The organism is Paenibacillus sp. P4_A7, from assembly GCF_056402455.1.
In genome coordinates this window covers 1-1685 of sequence record NZ_JBFUHJ010000726.1, presented here as the reverse complement: position 1 = coordinate 1685, position 1685 = coordinate 1, and the positions used below count along the sequence as shown (strand labels likewise).

2 protein-coding genes are annotated in these 1685 nt (G+C 41.8%); both read left to right on the top strand.

The features are described 5' to 3' along the window. The coding region (locus AC1DWN_RS33455; protein WP_477563138.1) for a glycosyl hydrolase family 28-related protein at positions 1–1497 on the top strand (1497 nt) is incomplete at its 5' end. A gap of 51 nt (positions 1498–1548) precedes the next feature. Beyond that, a partial coding sequence (locus AC1DWN_RS33450; RefSeq protein ID WP_477563139.1) for a twin-arginine translocase TatA/TatE family subunit occupies positions 1549–1685 on the top strand: 137 nt, incomplete at its 3' end.

Genomic DNA, 1685 nt, shown 5'->3' with positions numbered 1-1685 from the left:
GGCACATTCTATTATGATCCAAGCGATACGTCCACGGCTGATAATTTAGGCACTGTGCTCGTAGCGGCAGGTTCCGGAGCCAGGTTTAAACGTATATTTAATGGGTCATTGAGTGTGAAATGGTTCGGAGCCACGGGTGATGGAGTAACAGATGATACCCTCGCCTTGCAAGACGCGATACAAGCAGGCGTCGGTATGCGGGTTACGCTTCCGAAGGGTGAATATGTCGTTTCCGACACACTTTATGTACCTAGTAAATCACATATTGAGGGAGAAGAAAAAACAAGCTCGATCATTTATTTCATGTCGACAACGGCAGATTGCTTCCAATTTGTTCCCGACTACAATTGGTATTCCAATATTACGCTCAAAAGTATGTCACTATTTGGAATTTCCCGGAATGGAACCAGCACTGCGATTAATACCAATGCGCATGCATTTGTGCATATCGAAAGTGTTATGATCGGTACCCCTGATAATAACGATACAATTAAAGGCTTTAAATATGGTATTAGGGGTGATTGCATTTTATCGAGAATCGATGGCTGTTTCATTGCCAACTGTGATGTAGGCATCGATATGCACCAGGACTCTAATTTTGCTTATATTTTGAACACTTCGATAAGCTTATGTAAATCGGCAGGGATTATCAGCAGAGCAGCAAATGTAAGAATAGAGCAAGTAGATGTAGAAGGCTTGACTATGAAAGGAAATAACGGTGATGGCATAGTTATTCAAAGAGGCGATGCGGTTATTGAGCAATGTCATATCGAGACATGCAGAAACGGTATCTTAATGGATCCGATTTCAGGATCCTATGTACACGGAACAAAGATCAGCAATGGGCTCATAACGTCATGTACGGAATATGCAGTGAAAGTAAATGGACTTTTTAATCAGGGACAAAAAGTAGATATTGAAAGGTTGTACGCTTCGAACAGCGGTTTAGGGGACCTTTATTTAGGAGAGAACGCGTCTATGGTATCGGTGCGAAGTTGTGATCTGAGGTCAGCTGTGCCTATTGATGATAAAGGTTCATGGACAACATCCATAATTGGAAATCTGTATCAGGAGGGCTCACGTGAAGGTGCGCATGCTATTTATAAGGGCAACTTTGCGGTGCTGGAAGGCATGTCGATATTTGGAACGAGCGAGCTGCTATCTGATGCCAAAGTTCAAGTGAATGGTGATGTATTTGTTAATGGTGTAATGAAGCTGAATGCGATCCAATCAACTGTTGAGTGGTATGCAAATAAAGTAATACTTGGTCTTGGCTGGGACGATAACAGCAATCGGGATTATGTGCATTTTAATGTTCCAGGCTATCTCGCTAATACAGCAGAGCTCAGACTTTACAACAACGGACAAACAGTGATTCAAAAGTTAAAGCTTTCCGATCTGTCTGTATTCGCTACTAATAGCGCTACAATCACTGGTGGTTTGAGTGTGGGAGATGTTTATCGTACTTCAACAGGGGAGCTAAGGATTGTTGTGTAATTCCCTGAGATGAAAGCATGTGAAAACACTTAAGATGAGGAGTTGAATCAAATGTTAAGTTCAATTGGACCGACAGGATTTATTATGATAATAGTTGTTGCTTTGTTACTGTTTGGACCGAGTAAGCTGCCGGAATTAGGAAAAGCCTTCGGCAAAACATTAAGGGAGTTTAAAAACGGAACCAAGGA